Origin of the sequence: Lacrimispora struthionigena, from assembly GCF_048627165.1 — a bacterium.
Classification (GTDB): Bacteria; Bacillota; Clostridia; order Lachnospirales; family Lachnospiraceae; genus Lacrimispora.
The window spans coordinates 645,418-662,009 of sequence record NZ_JBMBWP010000001.1; the positions used below are offsets into that span (position 1 = coordinate 645,418).

Genomic DNA, 16,592 nt, shown 5'->3' on the forward strand with positions numbered 1-16,592 from the left:
AATAATTGTTACATGAATAAAACACGTGAGAAGTGAGATGATTCTCATAGTGGTTTCATATAAAATAAGGAGGAACAAACATGATGTCATTTATTCAGAGCCTTGAGAAGAGAAGAACCTATTATAATATCAACCGTGAGCTTCCTGTATCGGAAGAGGAAGTACTGGATATTATCAGAAAGGTGACAGAAGCAACACCGGATGCGTTCAATATGAAGAGTGCCAGAGTTGTGGTTGCACTAGGAGAGAAGCAGGATCAGCTGTGGGACAGTGCCTATGAAGCATTTGGCGGGCAGGTGGATAAAACTAAGACTGATTCCTTTAAGAACGGGTATGGAACCATTCTTTATTTTATCGATGAAGAACTTGTAAAGTCTTATCAGGAGCAATTTGCTCTCTATGCAGATAACTTCCCGGTTTGGGCGAATCAGTCCAACGGTATGCTTCAGTCTAATATCTGGACTGCATTGCGGGAAGTGGGTGTGGGAGCATCTCTTCAGCATTATAATCCGGTTATCAATGAAGCAGTTGCCAGATTGTTTGACATTCCGGCTGGCTGGAAGCTGATCGGTCAGATGCCATTTGGAGGCATCGGCGCAGAACCAGATGGGAAAGAGAAAGAAGATATTAATAAGAGAGTTGTTGTAAAGAAGTAATAATAGCTTAAAAGCTGTCCGGCACTTGTTCGCCGGGCAGCTTTTTGTATTCTTTGATTCTATTATGTGAAGTCTTTTACTATTTTAATATATTCATTTGCGTGATAATTCAAATACGATCCTTTCCGGTAAGCAGCTACAAAGTCAACCATGGTATTTGGCGTACCAAAGGAAAAACAGATCAGTTGATCAAGAAAATTCATATGCTTTAGATGGGTATCTGTGACAAAAGTGACTCCATAATTTCTGGAAGCCAGCTCTGCCCCTGCCCGGATATTGCTTGTAATCAGCATTTTATCAGGCTGGAAGCCAACCTGCTGAAAGACACGTTCAATTGTCTGACGGGAACGCTGATCGGTCTCCTGAAGAATTAATATTTCATCCTGCAGAAGACTTAAGTCAAACCATTGGTGATTGCAATCTTTTCTTGTGATTCCCTGATCTGCCAGCGGATGTCTTTTTGACATGACAAGAAGCATTTCTTCATGGCTGATGACCTCATAATCAACCTCAGGACTTTTCACTGGTTTGTTGAAAAAAGCCAGATCTGTCTCACCGGAGAGGATCATGCTTTCCAGAGTGGTTGAAGCGGACTCCTTTATATTAATAATCACATTTGGATACAGACTCTTGAAGATAGGAAGGGTACAGGGGAGCATATAGGTTCCGCGCATAACTGGAAATGCAATATTTAATACCCCAATATTGCTCTTAATAATATCGGAAAGTTCATTGTCCAACTCTTTTTTCAGTTGGAGGATTTCTCCGGCTTTTTTAACGTATCGTTCCCCAGCATAGGTCAATATGAAACGGTTTCCAATTTTTTTAAACAGCTTCTGTCCAAGGCTGCTTTCCAGACTTTGCAGGAACTTGGTAAGAGTAGGCTGAGAAATATAAAGGGAATTGGCAGCTTTTGTTATATTCTGAAACCTGGCAACCGCTAAAACATAACTCAAATCTTTAAAATCCATGGTATCACCTCTTCCTTCATTTTACCTGAAGCAAATCAAAAAGACAAGAAAATTATAGTTAGAAACTATAATTTATATGAAAAACATGAATTAGACATATAGTTAAGAAAATGTTATATTTACCATATCGATCGAATTATAATTCAGAGATGGTAACCGTTAGATAAAATTTAATAATGAGGTGGAACAGGCATGAACTACATAGATATTATATCTATTCTATTTTTGTTTGTAGTAGTGGCAATTGGGTTTGTTAAAAAGTGCAATATTGGTGTTCTGGCAATTGGATCAGCGTTGATTCTTGCCAGATTGGGGGGCCTAAGTGACAGCAAAGTACTGGCCGGTTTTGATGCGAAATTGTTTATTACTCTGGTTGGTGTATCATTTTTGTTCAGCGTTGCCCAGGTGAATGGTACGTTGGAATTTGTTGCAAAAAAAGGAATCGGACTTGCAGGAAAGAGAACCTATCTGGTTCCGGTCATTATCTTCCTTGTATCTGGTATTCTGACAATTATCGGACCTGGTAATATCCCGGTAGGAAACTTAATGACTGTCGTTGCTGTAACGGTTGCTGTCAGCATGGGAGAAAATCCATTGTTATTCGCTCTGGCGGCTAAAGTGGCAGCCAATGGTTTTACCCTGTCCCCATTAACCCCTCCCGGCGTATTGATGGAGAAGCTTGGAACAGAGGCAGGTTTTACCGGATTTGAACTTCCAGTCATGTGGAACTGCATTTTATGGTCAACCATTCTTATGATAGGTTTTTCTGTTTATTATAAGATCTGGAAAATTAAACCTGCGGAAAAAGAAAATATATCATTAAAAGTGAAAGAGCATCTTAATAAACAGCAGTGGATCACAATCACTGGGGTACTGGTTATGGTAGTCATGGTTGTCGGTCTGAATATTAACGTAGGACTTGCTTCATTTTTTGTTGCAGCAGTGTTGGTAATTTTAGGCGTAACGGATGAAAAGAAAGCGTTGGTAAAGGTACCATGGGGAACCCTTATTTTAATCTGTGGCGTTGGTGTATTGATGAACGTTGTTATTGAACTGGGCGGACTGGATCTGATGTCCAAAGGTCTGTTAACAATCATGACTCCAAAGACAGCTGCTCCAATTATTGGAATCAGTTCCTCTATTTTATCATTCTTCAGCTCAACTACAGGTGTGGTAATGCCTTCCATGATCCCCACACTGGGACCGATTGTACAGTCATTAGGAACCGGCAATGCTGGTTTTGCAGAGCTTGCCAGTGTGGTAATCACCTCTTCCTTATCAGCAGCATTCAGCCCGGCATCTACCGGAGGCGGACTGATCCTGGCCGCATATATGACAGCGTCAAACGCTGAGGACAAAGATCAGGAGCAGAATAAACTGTTCGGCCGTTTGTTTTTGATCGCATTTGTTTGCGTAATCGCAAATGCAATTTTAGCAACAATCGGAATTTATGGAATTATTGGATAATTGGAGGAACCATCATGTTAGATAGACAAAGAAGAAGAATTCCCTGTTCCATTATGCGGGGAGGTACCAGTAAAGGCGTGTACATACTGGAGAATTATCTTCCTTCTGAGGAACAGGCAAGGGATGAGATTCTCATGAAAATCATGGGAAGTCCTGATATCAAGCAGATTAACGGTTTGGGCGGTGCAGCTTCCGTCACAAGTAAGATTGCAATTATCGGGGTATCCAGCCGTGAGGATGCAGACGTGGATTATACCTTTGCGCAGGTATCAGTAGATAAACCCCTTGTAAGCTATAAAGGAAACTGCGGCAACATTTCGTCGGGAGTCGGTCCTTTTGCGGTTGAACAGGGACTTGTAAAAATAACGGAGCCTGTCACAATTGTGAAAGTATTCAATACCAATACAGGGAAAATTATTGAAGAAGAGGTTCAGGTAGAGGACGGAGCAGTCAAATACGATGGTGATTTTGCCATCGCCGGGGTTCCGGGAACCGGTGCTCCGGTTAAAATGAAGTTTCTTGATCCTGCAGGAAGTGTTTCCGGGAAACTTCTGCCTACAGGAAATGCAGTCGATGTGCTGGAGGTTCCGGGTATCGGGCAGGTAGAAGTATCCATTGTCGATGCAGCCAATCCTTTGGTATTTGTAAAGGCTTCTGCTTTGGGGCTGACAGGAAAAGAGCTACCAAAAGAACTGGACTCTGATCAGGAAAAACTGGATCTTTTAGAGACAGTAAGAGGGCTTGCAGCTGTTAAAATGGGATTAATTACAGACTATAAGAAATCTGCATGGGAGATGCCCGGAATTCCTAAAATGACCTTTGTGGCAGAACCGGATGAGTATGTGACCAACTCAGGAAGCACCATAAAGGGGGACGGCATTGATCTGTTATCCCGTATGATGTCTATGCAAAAGACACATCCCACCTACGCTATGACTGGTGCCATGTGTACAGCGGCGGCTGCGATTATTCCCGGCAGTGTAGTAAATCAGGTTTTAAGACCGGGAGCAGATACAAAGTTTATCCGTATCGGTCATGCTGGCGGTATTTTAGAAGCAGGTGTTGATTTCCATGTAGAAGGAAATGAAACAATCGTGGAAGATACATTTGGGTTCCGGACTGCAAATCTGATACTGGAAGGATTTACATATTGTTGATTGGGAATGATGAAACAACTTAATTGTTAGAATGCAGGAGGATTTAGATGTGGTAAAACTTTATGACAGCGGCGTATATCTGATTCATGGTCAGGAAATTGTTTCTGAGGAAGATTACCTTAAATCAGGAGCTCTGACAGATTCAGAGAAAGAAGAAGCAAAAAAAGGGACAATCTCCTATCATATTTTAAAGAACCATAACACTTCAGAAGATATGTCTCATTTGAAAATTAAATTTGATGCCATGACCTCCCATGATCTCACATTTGTAGGAGTTATCCAGACCGCCAAAGCATCTGGTATGGATAAATTCCCGATTCCTTATGTACTGACCAACTGCCACAATTCTTTGTGTGCAGTTGGCGGTACTATAAATGAAGATGATCATGTTTTTGGCTTGTCAGCGGCACAAAAGTATGGTGGCATCTATGTTCCTCCCCATATTGCAGTTATTCATCAGTATATGAGGGAAATGCATGCAGGCGGCGGTCAGATGATTTTAGGTTCTGATTCCCATACCCGTTATGGCGCTTTGGGAACCATGGCAGTTGGTGAGGGTGGCGGTGAGCTGGTAAAACAGCTTCTTTCCGATACCTATGATCTGGCCTACCCGGATATTATTGCAGTCTACCTGACGGGAAAGCCAAATCCCGGAGTGGGTCCACAGGATATTGCCCTGGCAATTATCGGTGCAGTATTTAAAAATGGCTATGTGAAAAATAAAGTAATGGAATTCGTGGGACCAGGAATTGCGTCTATGAGCACGGACTTCCGTAATGGAATTGATGTAATGACAACGGAAACTACCTGTTTAAGCTCCATATGGAGTACAGATGAGGATACAAAAAGTTACTTGACCGTTCATGGCAGAGAGGCAGATTACCAGGAATTAAAGCCTGCAGACAAGGCTTATTATGATGGCTGTGTCTATGTGGATTTAAGTACGGTGAAACCTATGATTGCACTGCCATTCCACCCAAGCAATACCTATGAAATTGATGAACTGAATGAAAATCTGGGCGATATTCTTCGCCTGGTAGAAAAAGAGGCAGAGAAAGTAAGCAAGGGACGTGCTCCATTTACTCTGACCGATAAAATTATTAATGGAAAACTTCAGGTTCAGCAGGGAATTATTGCCGGTTGTGCCGGAGGCAATTATACCAATGTTATAGAAGCTGCCAATGCTTTAAAGGGAAGAGACTGCGGCTATGGTGAGTTCTCACTTTCCGTTTATCCTTCCTCACAGCCTGTTTACATGGATCTGGTGAAAAAAGGTGCTGTGACAGACTTAATGGAGGCAGGAGCTGTATTAAAGACTGCTTTCTGCGGTCCATGCTTTGGTGCCGGTGATACTCCTGCTCATAATGGTTTAAGTATCCGTCATACCACCAGAAACTTCCCCAACCGGGAAGGTTCCAAGCCTGGAAACGGTCAGATGGCAGCTGTTGCACTGATGGATGCCCGTTCCATTGCAGCGACTGCAGCAAACGGAGGTGTGCTTACTTCGGCAGAAGCGTTTGACTGCTGGGAAAACATTCCGGATTATCAGTTTGACAGCACTGTATATAAAAAGAGAATATACCAGGGATTTAATCAGGAACAAAAAGAGAAAGAACTGGTATGCGGCCCCAATATTAAAGACTGGCCGGAAATGAGCGCTTTAACAGAGAACATTCTTTTAAAAGTGTGTTCTAAGATTATGGATGAGGTTACGACCACAGATGAATTGATTCCATCCGGTGAAACCGCTTCTTACCGCTCCAATCCATTGGGACTTGCTGAATTTACCTTATCCAGAAGAGACCCGGCTTATGTGGAAAGAAGCAAAAGTGTTGACTGTCTGGAAAAAGCAAGAACTGCAGGAACGTCTCCGGCAGAATTGGATCCGGAGCTTACAAAGATTTATGATTCAATCAAAAAAATTCCTGGTATGGAAACCATCGAAATATCGGATACAGAGATTGGAAGTATGATTTATGCAATCAAGCCTGGAGATGGTTCAGCCAGAGAACAGGCAGCCAGCTGTCAGAGAGTCATTGGCGGACTTGCCAACATAACCAGAGAATATGCGACTAAACGCTATCGTTCCAATGTGATGAACTGGGGAATGCTGCCATTCCAGATGAAGGACGAACCGGAATTTGAAACTGGCGATTACATTTTTGTCCCTGGAGTACGTGCTGCATTAGAAAGCGGGAATATGTCAGATATCACAGCCTATGTGATAAAAGAAGATTCAGCCAGGGAAATTCATTTATATATCACGGACATGACTCAGGAAGAACGTGAGATTGTAAAAGCAGGAAGCTTAATTAATTACAACAGAAAAAGGAAATAAGAGGAGGAACAATATGGAAATCGTGCAGCCGGCAATGGCCGGAACACTGGAATCCAGCGACTGCCAGGTTACGGTAGAACCTGGTAATAATGGCATAGAATTTAATCTGGAGAGTGTGGTTATCAACCAGTATGGAAATCAGATAAAAAGGGTTGTAATGGAAACTCTTAAGAATATGGAAGTCAGTCAGGTGAAAATCTCCATTGTAGACAAGGGAGCACTGGATTGTACAATAAAAGCGCGTCTGGAAGGAGCATTGTTCCGTTCTGTCGGGCAATTTGATCATCTTCCATGGGGAGGTGCTGTTCGATGATGAATCCGGAGAAGAAAAGACTGAGAAGAACCATGATGTTTTTAAATGCCCAGAAGCCGGGTTTAATCAAAGATCCCTACATTTATAAACCTGATTCCATTATGCTGGATTTAGAGGATGCGGTGGCCGAAAACCAAAAGGATGCTGCACGTTTTTCCCTTTATCATGCATTGAAAGAAATTGATTATCATGGGTGTGAGCGGGTGGTCCGCATCAATGCCCTGGATACCCCTTACTGGAAGGAAGATATCCGCTGTGCGGTAGCAGGTGGATGCGATTCCATCCGAATTCCAAAGACAGAGCGGGCAGAAGATGTGAAGCTGGTTGAGGAAGCAGTTGCTGCGGCAGAAAAAGAATTCCATATTCCCCAGGGAAGAACCCTTATTATGGCAGCCATTGAATCCGCCAGAGGAGTAATGAAGGTTCTTGAAATCTGTGAATCCTCAGAAAGACTTTTTGGAATTGCCCTTTCCGGAGGAGATTACACCAAAGATTTGCAGACACACATTACCGGAACCGGAGTGGAACTCATGGGTGCAAGGCAGCATATGATCATAGCAGCCAGAGCGGCCGGTGTCCAGTGCTTTGATACTGTATTTACGAATTTAGATGACATGGAAGGCTTCCGAAAAGAGGTTGAATCCATTCATTTAATGGGATTTGACGGAAAATCAATTATAAATCCAAGACAGATCAGTATTGTACATGAAATATTTACACCAACAATGAAAGACATTATCTTTGCAGAAAAGGTAGTCAAGGAAATCGATGATAAGAAGGCAAAGGGAATCGGTGTATTTACCGTTGACGGAAAGATGATTGATATTGCATTTTATGACGGTGCGATCCGTACCATTTATATGGCGAAAGCATCGGGTGTATATAAGGGGGATTTGTAAAATGATAAATGCAGTAGGAAGAGATATCCCGGAAGAGATCTTAAAAGCCACTGGAAAGGAAGTATTCCAGGGAATTCACTACAGAGACGGATATACTTATAAAAAAGATGGCCCGGTAACCAGATGTGTAAGTGATAATACGAGGAGTAAATTAGTAGAAAGCATTCATGATGCACTGATTAAATGCAACATAAAAGATGGTATGACTCTTGGTTTCCATCATCACTTTCGGGAAGGTGACTACATTGTAAATATGGTAATGGAAGAAGTTCACCGGCTGGGCATTAAAGATATCACCATTTGCGCCAGCTCCCTTGGTAAGGCTCACGATCCAATCGTTCCATATATAGAAGATGGAACCATAACCAATATTCAGTCCTCCGGTGTCAGAGGAAAAATCGGACAGGCTATTTCCGCCGGAAAGTTAAAAGGATTGGCCATCATGCGTTCTCATGGAGGCCGGGTTCGTGCTATTGAAAGCGGAGAAACCAGAATTGATATCGCATTTATCGGTGCACCCACCTGTGACGATTACGGCAACTGCCGTGGAATCGGAGGCAAGAGTAACTGCGGTGTTCTTTCCTATGCTCTTGTAGATGGAGATTATGCTGACCGGGTCGTTGCAATTACCGACTGCCTGGTTCCTTTCCCAAACTTTCCTGCACATATCAGCATGACAAAGGTGGATTATGTAGTCGTGGTAGATGCCATCGGAAATCCCGATAAGATTGCCACAGGTGCTGCAAAACCCACTACAGATATGAGAAAGCTGATGATGGCGGATTACTGTACCCAGTTTGTTGTTAATACTCCTTATTTTAAAGACGGATTTTCTTATCAGACCGGAGTGGGAGGGGCCTCCATCGCATCTACCATTTCACTTTCTAAGATTATGAAGGAACGCAATATCCGCATGCGTTTTGGTGTAGGCGGTCTGACAAAACCCATGTGTGATCTGTTGGCAAATGATCAGGTAGACTGTCTTTTGGACACCCAGGATTTCGATCTTGATGCAGTAGAGTCAGTAAAAGATCTAAAACACTTCCGTATTTCTGCAGGAGAGTATGCAAATCCGTTTAATAAAGGTGCTGTAGTAAATAAACTGGATTTTGTTATTCTGGCTGCTCTTGAAGTGGATATTAATTTCAACTGTAACGTGGTGGTTGGCTCAGACGGAGAGATAACCGGAGCCCAGGGAGGCCATCCGGACACAGCTGCCGGTGCCAAATGTGCAATCGTCATCGTTCCCCTGTTACAGGGAAGAATTCCCGCTGTCTGCACGGAAGTAACTGCTGTGACCACTCCGGGAGAAAGTATTGATGTAGTAGTGACTGATTATGGAATTGCCATCAATCCTAAGCGGAAGGACTTAATTGAAGCCATGAGAGGAGTGGACCTTCCTTTTAAAACAATTGAAGAACTTCGGGACATCGCCTATTCCATGGTTGGAGAGCCGGAGAAAGTGGTGTTTGATGATAAGGTTGTAGGGATTATCGAAAGCCGGGATGGAACCATATTAGATGTAGTGCGCAAGGTGAAAGAATATACTTTCGCAGATAATTAGATGATAGATACAGATAAGAAGAAATATAGTACTAATGCCCACCGGATTGGAGACATGGCAGGATCAGCATTGCTGGAGGAGGTTTATACGGCACCAAAGCCGGGGCTTGTGGATCCGCTCAGTAATGGAGCTCACCGGGACATGAATCTGCTTACATTTAAAAGAAGCACAGATGCTTTGCTGCCTTATTTTCGTGAATTTGCTGAAACAGGAATTCATATGTCTGAAAAACCAGAAGGCTGCTTTTTAAAGATCCGTCAGATTGGTATACGGGCAGAACATGCGATGTATGAAGCAACCGGACAGGTTAATACCCATAAAGGGGCTGTGTTTACCATGGGTATCTTATGTGCGGCTGCCGGAAGCTGTTTTAAAAAGTATGGTCAGGTGTCCATAAGCAGTCTGATGATGCAGGAACAAAAAATGGTTCGGAATATTTTATTAAATGAACTTGACTCCATACAGTTTAAGAACAGTAAAGATACCCATGGCCAAAAGAATTTATGTACTTATGGTTCCAGAGGAATCAGGGGAGAGGCGGCAGATGGTTATCCTTCGGTCATAAACCTGGCATTACCGGTTATCAGACAGGGAAAGAAAGAGGGACGATATTGGAATCTGGTGAAAATCCAGGCGCTGTTTACCCTGATGAGTCAGGTGGAAGATGGAAATATCCTGTCCAGGTGCGGGCGTGAGGGGCTTAAGGAAGTACAGAAACTGTCTCAGGAATTTTTGCTTACAGGCGGTGCCTATTCTCAGGGTGCTATGGAGGAGTTAATAAAACTTGACACCTATTTTATTCATAAAAACTATAGCAGCGGCGGGTGTGCCGATTTGCTGGCCGCCTCTATCTTTTTATCTGAGATTGAGGATGGGTGGGCAGGAAAGTGAGCAGGTGAATTATGCTGGAAGGAAGACCATTACAGGGCCGTGCGCTGGAGGAATTAAAACTATTTTTAGCCAGTCAGGATCTTAACTATGATGAGGGGATTGAATATAGTGCATGTATACTTGACGATGATTACAAAATCATTGCAGCAGGTTCTGTGGAAGAGAATGTGTTAAAGTGCATTGCAGTAGATCCTCATCATCTTGGAGAAGGCTTATCCGGCAGTGTGGTTTCCCAGCTGGTTCAGTATGAATTTGAGCATGGAAGAAGCAGGCTTGTCCTATATACAAAACCAAAGAATGAGGAAATGTTTAAGAGCTTAGGATTTTATACCGTGTTCCAGACAAAATCTGTATTGTTTATGGAGAATGAGAAACAGGGATTTGAAAAGTTTATCCAGGCAATACAGGAAATAACACCAATCGATGCCAAAGATTATGGGAGAATAGTTGGTGCAATCGTAGCCAACTGTAATCCGTTTACACTGGGACACCGGTATTTAATCGAAGAAGCTTTGAAACAGTGTGACTATCTGCATGTGTTTGTATTATCGGATAAGCGGACCTTTTATGGCGCGAAAGACCGTTATCAGATGGTTTTAAAGGGAACGGAAGATTTAAATCGGGTCATCGTTCATCAGGCTTCTGATTATATGGTTTCTGCTGCCACTTTTCCCACCTACTATCTGAAAGAAAAAGCGTTTGCAAATAAGGCCAATTGTGAATTTGATTTGGAAATGTTTGCAGAAATAATCGCTCCACCCCTTAAGATAACCAGACGCTTCGTAGGAACAGAGCCGATATGCAGAGTAACCGGTTCTTATAATACAGCAATGAAACAGATTCTCCCTGAATATGGAATACAAGTCATAGAGATTGAACGAAAAATACAGGGAGAAGAAGTGATCAGCGCTTCAAGAGTCAGAGAAGCTGTTAAAAAAGGCAGGTTCCAGGATGCAGAAAACCTGGTGCCGGAAACAACATGGAGATATCTGACACAAAATTCATAAGTATAAGAGAGTTGCCGCACTGGTTGAATGGGTGCGGCAGCTTTTTTATATGGAACTACCAGATTGAATGATAATCAAAGAGAGCCTGATTCTCATAATAATATCAATTTTGCTCAGATCAAGGCCGGTGATATCTTTAATTTTTTGTATACGGTATTTCAGTGTATTGAAATGAATGTGCATACGCTCAGAAGCAGCGTGCAGATCCAGCTGCAGGTCCAGGTAGCAGGTGAGTGTATCCATTAAGGCAGTTCCATGGAGTCTGTCATATTCAATCAGCTCCTTAAGACCCGGCTCAACCATATGAGCAGGGGAATGGGAAAGCAGGTAGGTTTCTGCCAGATCCTCTAAAATATAATCTTCATAAAAGAATAATTGACCCGGATCTTCCTTTTGCCTTGAAATTTCCAGGGCTTTTTTTGCCTGTTCGAAGGCATGGACCGTCTGGGAGAGGTCCAAAAAGGCGCGGCTTATTCCGGCAAAGATATGATTAGCCTCCAAAATCTGAAGAAAGTCCTGCATGCGCTCATCATCAAGAGGAGACCTTAGGCATTGTTCAGAATCCAGGAGAATTATTATTTTACCTTCGATCATCTGAGTCAGACCCCCGGTAAAAAATTTATCCAGCAATGTACAGATATAAAACAATTTTTCCTTTGAATCAAAGAGGTCGTTGTCTGTTATGTAAATTAAGTATAAATATTTTTTCAAATGAAGACCGGATTTTTTCACCAGCTGTCTGGCCTTCTCCGGATTGGGCTGCGGTGATTTTAAAACATAGAGTAGTATTTCCGATAATGGTGAATCGTAGGAGGAGTAAAAGTGAGCATTATTGCATAGCAGAATTCCTGCAAAATAGGCGAAGATCTGTAGTATTTCACTGTTAAATTCAGTAAAGGAGTGATTGTATTCCAATTCACTGACAAAAGCGATATTCATATGGCTCTGTCTGATGCGCAGGATACGCTGACGGTGTTTATAAATCTCCGGGTAATTCATGATATAAGGCGTGGAATAGTTAAGCATATGGCGCTGGAAGGCGTAATCAGTGTTACATATATCGTTGTATTTCTGGGAGAATCTGCGATTTTCTCTGTATTCCATCCACTGGGGCTCATCCAAACAGTCTTCATCCCAGCAGGAAGCCACCGGATTATGGGCAGAATCAATCACTCTCAATGGGTTTCCAACATATTTATAAGTCACTTCCAGCATTTTATTCATGGCATCCGGTTCATTTAACGCCCGGATCATTTCTTCCTTGTACTGATAAAGAGTCAGTTCTTCAAAAAAGAATTCCTCTGTGAGGTTGACTAACTTCTGCAGTGTAACCAGACCCGGATCACAGAGAATCCAGTTTATTTTATTATCGGTTTCATAGAAATGGGGCAGATCCTTGTCTCCAACGAGTAAAAAATTTACCGTGTCAGAGATAGGCATGGAATCAGGCAGGTCTGATACATGTGAAATATAAATAATATCTGAGCGGAATGCCACAGGTAAGCCGTCCAGACAACGACATGATTTAATAATGGAATCATGTTTGATATGACAATGACTGCTGTAATTCTTTAAAAAATCTGCCAGATTCTTCATATGCTTTGCCATAAGAGCCCTCTTTTCATTGTTGATAAGTGATGTAATATATTATAACACCGATTAAATGACCATTCCAGAATGAATTGTTAAATACAATAAAAAAGTGCAGACGAGATTGTTACAAGAAACAAAAGTAATCTTAGTAATTCAGATAAGAAACAGATAAAAGTTTATAGATTCAGACATACCCTTTTCCCGTTGTATTTGATACTATTTTTCATAGTATTAATAAAAGGAGAGGACAAATATGCAGAACAAATACCAAAAACTTTTTGAACCGGTTAAAATCGGCAATGTTACATTGAAAAACCGCTTTGTTATGGCACCCATGGGTCCCCAGGGTCTTGGTGACTCCGTGGGAGGCTTTAATCAGAGAGGAATTGATTATTATGTAGAGCGGGCTAAGGGCGGAACAGGGCTTATTATCACAGGAGTATGTTTCGTTGATAATGAAGCAGAACATCACTCCATGCCAAGCACTCCCTGTCCCACCATTAATCCGGTGCATTTTACCCGGACTGCAAGAGAAATGACAGAACGGATTCATGCTTATGATGCCAAAGTATTTCTCCAGTTAAGTGCTGGTTTTGGACGGGTTGCACCTCCTGTTGATTTGGATACAAAGCCGGTATCTGCCTCGGAAATTATGAACCGCTGGGTAGATATCCCTTGCAGAGCTTTGACAAAAGAGGAAATCCGTCGGATTGTGAAACGGTTTGGGGAAGGAGCAGCAATTGCTAAAAATGCAGGATTTGACGGAATTCAGATTCATGCGGTTCATGAGGGATACCTGCTTGACCAGTTTGCCATCTCATTTTTTAATAACAGAACGGATGAGTACGGCGGGAGCTTAGAAAACCGCCTTCGCTTTGCAAGAGAAATCGTGGAGGAAATAAAGAAAACCTGCGGGGAGGATTTCACAGTTACACTTCGTTACAGTCCTAAATCATTTATAAAAGACTGGCGTGTCGGTGCTCTTCCCGGTGAGGTATTTGAAGAAAAGGGCCGTGATCTGCCGGAGGGGATTGAAGCGGCGCAGCTGTTGGAGCAGTACGGGTATGATTCCCTTGACGTGGATGTGGGCTGCTACGATGCGTGGTTCTGGAATCATCCGCCAATGTATCAGAAGAAAGGACTTTACATTCCTTATGCAAAAGCCATAAAAGAGGCAGTAAATGGTCCCGTTATCTGTGCCGGCCGTATGGATAACCCGGATCTGGCTCTTTCTGCTATTGAAGACGGAAGCTGCGATTTAATCGGACTTGGACGCCCCCTTCTCGCAGATCCTGATTATGTAAATAAACTGCGTTTCGGTCAGACAGAACTGATCCGTCCGTGCCTTTCCTGTCATGAGGGATGCCTCGGCCGCATGGTTCATTATGGATGGCTGAACTGCGCTGTCAACCCTTCCTGCGCAAGAGAACGGATTACAGAATTAAAGCCAGTTCTGAAAAAGAAAAAGGTAATGATTATTGGCGGAGGAGTGGCTGGATGCGAAGCTGCCAGGGTGTTAAGTTTAAGAGGCCATCAGCCAATGATCTATGAAAAAACAGACCGTCTGGGAGGGAATTTAATTCCAGGAGGAACACCGGATTTTAAAGAGGATGATCATGCACTGGCAAAGTGGTATGAGAACACATTAAAAGATCTGTCAGTACCGGTTTATTTTAATGCAGAGGTAACTCCTGAAATGGTTCGCAAAGCCAATCCCGATACGGTCATAGCTGCAACCGGTTCAAGACCAAAGGTATTCGGTCTTGGTGATGACAGTAAGGTATTTACAGCCGAAGAGGTTCTTCTTGGAACAAGGGATCCGGGCAGCCGCGTAGTGGTTTTGGGCGGAGGTCTGGTTGGTTGTGAACTGGCTCTGTGGCTTAAGAATAATGGAAAAGAAGTTTCCATTGTGGAAGCCCAGGATGGTTTATTAAAATTAAATGGTCCGCTGTGTTTTGCCAATATCAGCATGCTTTTATCATTGATAGAAAGTAAAGGAATATCCGTTTATACAGGTTCCAAAGCAATTTGTACGACTGAACAGGGGGTTTTAATTGGGACTGGTGCAGGAGAAGAGGAATTAAACGCGGATTCTGTTGTGCTTGCAGTTGGTTATGATTCCGAAAACAGACTTTATGATGAAATAAAATATGAAGTCAGGGATCTTTACATATTAGGAGATGCAAGAAAGGTCTCCAATATTATGTACGCGATCTGGGATGCCTTTGAGGTAGCATCAAATATTTAAAAAGGGGAAAATGAGTTTCCACCGTGCAGTCAGCCAATATGGATTTCTGTTCGGTGAAAACTCATTTTTATTGCTATAGAATGAGTTCCTTATCATTTTTTATGATGTTGCGTTTATCAACACCGTCAGGCACCATTCTGTAGACCAGGAACCGCACATCCTCATCAGACTCATTTTCCAGTGTATGAATGGAATTTTTTACTCTGACGATTGAATTTTCTGAAACAATCCGACTTTCTGTCTGTTCTGCTTCTTTCCACAAAATTTTTAATTTACCGGAGATTACAAATATAACTTCTTCTATGCTATGGTGTTTGTGCCATTCCTGAATGGAATGGGGGGGAAGGGTATTGAGATGAATTTCATATTCATCAAAAATAAAATAATTTACCTTTGTGTGGTTCTCTTTTTCTACATAGATTGAGTCTGTAGTATCATAAATTTCCAGATTCATATTAACACTCCTTTGTACTCTGTCTTTAAAGAGATTTCTTTTTTCAGTATAGGCCTTATATAATATATTTTTGCACATATCTGTGAAACAGCAGATCGAAAAAGTAGTTAATGCCATACCGGGTATAAACGTTTTGCATTCCGTTGGAAATGTAATCGCAAGATTGAAACTTGTCACTCAGGAAAATGATGGTGTCATAATATTCCTCGAACTGTTTTGCGTGGTTTAATGTAATCAGAAATTTACGTGCCTTTACATCTTTTACGTCATCCTTGGTGGCTATGGCATAATTTCCAGATGCAGAGCAGGTAATCAGCAGATCATCCTCCGTAAGAGCGGGAAGAATTCCGGTGTTGCCGGATATATTGGTGACAAGCTTAATCAGCCTGCCAAGAGAAGTCATCTCCAGCTGAAATTCCTTGGCAGAAGAGCTTGAGGTGTCATAATTCAAAATAACAACATTATGGCTGTTTTTGATCAGATCCACAAGCAGTTCAATATTTTGCTGGTCGATGGTATCATTGATATCCGTCAGCATGTCAACCATGGAAGTCATGATGTAATCATGAAAAGAGGACTGGTTGGCGAAGTCAATAAATGCTCTGGAATGAACCCGCATATGTCTGATGTTATCCTTCATGTGTGTAAAGCTTTCAAAGCCAATGCTTTTTACGAATCTGTGTATTGTACTCCTTGATACATAACAGTAATCGATCACATCATAAATGCTGATTTTATCCAGAATATCAATGCGCTCCAACAGATAATTTGCTAAAACGTAGTTAATATCGTCTTCGTTGGAATTATTAATGATAGCAAGCAGGGAAGAGGTAATACTAAAGCCCTTGAGACTAAATGCATTTTGCTGTTTTTTATTATTTTCATCCATGCCCAGATTATATATCAAAAATAATAGAGACACAATATAAAATCAGGGTAAAATGATTAAAATTCAAATATGGTTTCATATTCTGAAACCCGCGGTTTTGTCCAAATCTGATATAATCTGGGTATGGAAATACATAAGGCGCGCT

The 16,592-nt window shown here is 42.1% G+C and carries 14 protein-coding genes; 10 read left to right on the forward strand and 4 right to left on the reverse strand.

Features of this window, described 5'->3' with window-relative positions:
- Window positions 1-80: 80 nt before the first annotated feature.
- Window positions 81-656, forward strand: a complete 576-nt coding sequence (locus tag ACOAOT_RS03010; protein ID WP_420215618.1) for a nitroreductase family protein — start codon at window positions 81-83, stop codon at window positions 654-656.
- 62 nt (window positions 657-718) lie between these two features.
- Here ACOAOT_RS03010 and ACOAOT_RS03015 read toward each other — a convergent pair whose 3' ends face one another.
- A complete protein-coding gene (locus ACOAOT_RS03015) occupies window positions 719-1,627 on the reverse strand; it encodes a LysR family transcriptional regulator (RefSeq protein WP_420215619.1) in 909 nt (302 codons plus the stop codon).
- A gap of 192 nt (window positions 1,628-1,819) precedes the next feature.
- Here ACOAOT_RS03015 and ACOAOT_RS03020 point away from each other — a divergent pair, with 192 nt between their 5' ends.
- Genes ACOAOT_RS03020 through citC form a run of 8 tightly spaced genes read left to right on the forward strand, consistent with a single transcriptional unit; the run spans window position 1,820 to window position 11,263 of the window.
- Window positions 1,820-3,094 carry an SLC13 family permease gene (locus ACOAOT_RS03020; protein WP_420215620.1) on the forward strand — a complete coding sequence of 425 codons (1,275 nt, stop codon included), beginning with the start codon at window positions 1,820-1,822 and terminating at the stop codon, window positions 3,092-3,094.
- A gap of 14 nt (window positions 3,095-3,108) precedes the next feature.
- On the forward strand, window positions 3,109-4,251 hold the full coding sequence (locus ACOAOT_RS03025; protein ID WP_420215621.1) for a 2-methylaconitate cis-trans isomerase PrpF family protein: 1,143 nt from the start codon (window positions 3,109-3,111) through the stop codon (window positions 4,249-4,251).
- A gap of 49 nt (window positions 4,252-4,300) precedes the next feature.
- A complete protein-coding gene (locus ACOAOT_RS03030) occupies window positions 4,301-6,589 on the forward strand; it encodes a hydratase (RefSeq protein ID WP_420215622.1) in 2,289 nt (762 codons plus the stop codon).
- Between the two features lie 13 nt (window positions 6,590-6,602).
- Complete coding sequence (gene citD / locus ACOAOT_RS03035) at window positions 6,603-6,902, forward strand: citrate lyase acyl carrier protein (protein ID WP_420215623.1); 300 nt, start codon at window positions 6,603-6,605, stop codon at window positions 6,900-6,902.
- The gene (locus tag ACOAOT_RS03040; RefSeq protein WP_420215624.1) at window positions 6,899-7,801 is read left to right on the forward strand and encodes an aldolase/citrate lyase family protein; all 903 of its coding nucleotides are present in this window, start codon (window positions 6,899-6,901) and stop codon (window positions 7,799-7,801) included. The genes citD and ACOAOT_RS03040 overlap by 4 nt, the downstream gene beginning before the upstream one ends.
- Before the next feature lies 1 nt (window position 7,802).
- Complete coding sequence (citF, locus tag ACOAOT_RS03045) at window positions 7,803-9,365, forward strand: citrate lyase subunit alpha (protein WP_420215625.1); 1,563 nt, start codon at window positions 7,803-7,805, stop codon at window positions 9,363-9,365.
- Window positions 9,366-10,256 carry a triphosphoribosyl-dephospho-CoA synthase CitG gene (gene citG / locus ACOAOT_RS03050; protein ID WP_420215626.1) on the forward strand — a complete coding sequence of 297 codons (891 nt, stop codon included), beginning with the start codon at window positions 9,366-9,368 and terminating at the stop codon, window positions 10,254-10,256.
- A gap of 11 nt (window positions 10,257-10,267) precedes the next feature.
- A complete protein-coding gene (gene citC / locus ACOAOT_RS03055; protein WP_420215627.1) occupies window positions 10,268-11,263 on the forward strand; it encodes a [citrate (pro-3S)-lyase] ligase in 996 nt (331 codons plus the stop codon).
- Window positions 11,264-11,308: 45 nt separating this feature from the next.
- Here citC and ACOAOT_RS03060 read toward each other — a convergent pair whose 3' ends face one another.
- A complete protein-coding gene (locus tag ACOAOT_RS03060) occupies window positions 11,309-12,871 on the reverse strand; it encodes a PucR family transcriptional regulator (RefSeq protein ID WP_420215628.1) in 1,563 nt (520 codons plus the stop codon).
- 238 nt (window positions 12,872-13,109) lie between these two features.
- Here ACOAOT_RS03060 and ACOAOT_RS03065 point away from each other — a divergent pair, with 238 nt between their 5' ends.
- Entirely contained in the window at window positions 13,110-15,104 is a 1,995-nt protein-coding gene (locus tag ACOAOT_RS03065; RefSeq protein WP_420215629.1) for an oxidoreductase, read from the forward strand.
- A 73-nt stretch (window positions 15,105-15,177) separates the two neighbouring features.
- On the opposite strand, the gene ACOAOT_RS03070 is transcribed toward ACOAOT_RS03065, so the two are convergent.
- Both ACOAOT_RS03070 and ACOAOT_RS03075 read right to left on the reverse strand, forming a co-directional pair.
- Window positions 15,178-15,558, reverse strand: coding sequence for a cupin domain-containing protein (locus tag ACOAOT_RS03070; protein ID WP_420215630.1), 381 nt, complete (start codon window positions 15,556-15,558; stop codon window positions 15,178-15,180).
- A gap of 55 nt (window positions 15,559-15,613) precedes the next feature.
- On the reverse strand, window positions 15,614-16,447 hold the full coding sequence (locus tag ACOAOT_RS03075; protein WP_420215631.1) for a MurR/RpiR family transcriptional regulator: 834 nt from the start codon (window positions 16,445-16,447) through the stop codon (window positions 15,614-15,616).
- Window positions 16,448-16,592: the final 145 nt, after the last annotated feature.

What these genes read in the sequence shown, in the direction of transcription:
- ACOAOT_RS03010 (WP_420215618.1), top strand. Translation starts at nt 81, where the DNA reads ATGATGTCATTTATTCAGAGCCTTGAGAAGAGAAGAACCTATTATAAT.
- ACOAOT_RS03015 (WP_420215619.1), bottom strand. Translation starts at nt 1,627, where the DNA reads ATGGATTTTAAAGATTTGAGTTATGTTTTAGCGGTTGCCAGGTTTCAG.
- ACOAOT_RS03020 (WP_420215620.1), top strand. Translation starts at nt 1,820, where the DNA reads ATGAACTACATAGATATTATATCTATTCTATTTTTGTTTGTAGTAGTG.
- ACOAOT_RS03025 (WP_420215621.1), top strand. Translation starts at nt 3,109, where the DNA reads ATGTTAGATAGACAAAGAAGAAGAATTCCCTGTTCCATTATGCGGGGA.
- citD (WP_420215623.1), top strand. Translation starts at nt 6,603, where the DNA reads ATGGAAATCGTGCAGCCGGCAATGGCCGGAACACTGGAATCCAGCGAC.
- ACOAOT_RS03040 (WP_420215624.1), top strand. Translation starts at nt 6,899, where the DNA reads ATGATGAATCCGGAGAAGAAAAGACTGAGAAGAACCATGATGTTTTTA.
- citF (WP_420215625.1), top strand. Translation starts at nt 7,803, where the DNA reads ATGATAAATGCAGTAGGAAGAGATATCCCGGAAGAGATCTTAAAAGCC.
- citG (WP_420215626.1), top strand. Translation starts at nt 9,366, where the DNA reads ATGATAGATACAGATAAGAAGAAATATAGTACTAATGCCCACCGGATT.
- citC (WP_420215627.1), top strand. Translation starts at nt 10,268, where the DNA reads ATGCTGGAAGGAAGACCATTACAGGGCCGTGCGCTGGAGGAATTAAAA.
- ACOAOT_RS03060 (WP_420215628.1), bottom strand. Translation starts at nt 12,871, where the DNA reads ATGGCAAAGCATATGAAGAATCTGGCAGATTTTTTAAAGAATTACAGC.
- ACOAOT_RS03065 (WP_420215629.1), top strand. Translation starts at nt 13,110, where the DNA reads ATGCAGAACAAATACCAAAAACTTTTTGAACCGGTTAAAATCGGCAAT.
- ACOAOT_RS03070 (WP_420215630.1), bottom strand. Translation starts at nt 15,558, where the DNA reads ATGAATCTGGAAATTTATGATACTACAGACTCAATCTATGTAGAAAAA.
- ACOAOT_RS03075 (WP_420215631.1), bottom strand. Translation starts at nt 16,447, where the DNA reads ATGGATGAAAATAATAAAAAACAGCAAAATGCATTTAGTCTCAAGGGC.